Genomic DNA, 249 nt, shown 5'->3' on the forward strand with positions numbered 1-249 from the left:
CTCGGAAAAAGACAATCTGGCGTACAGCGCCCAAAACGAGATTGAATTAGTGGCGAAATTAAACCCTTTAATTACGCAGGGTAACCGAAAGAAAGAAGATGAATTTGAATTCAATAAAGATGCGGGGTTATACGTCTGCAAGGCGGGGCATTTGGCGACTCGCCGGGCGCGGCAGGGTAAGAAAGGCCGAGGGAAGAACCAGGTGGACACCTATTATTTTGACGTGGAGAAGTGCAAACGGTGCCCGCT

The 249-nt window shown here is 49.4% G+C and carries 1 pseudogene; it reads left to right on the forward strand.

From position 1 onward, the window contains the following. Positions 1-249 (forward strand): annotated as a pseudogene (locus M3650_RS31655) (IS5/IS1182 family transposase); the annotation flags it as partial.

Origin of the sequence: Paenibacillus sp. MER TA 81-3, assembly GCF_023713585.1 — a bacterium.
Classification (GTDB): Bacteria; Bacillota; Bacilli; order Paenibacillales; family Paenibacillaceae; genus Paenibacillus_B; species Paenibacillus_B profundus.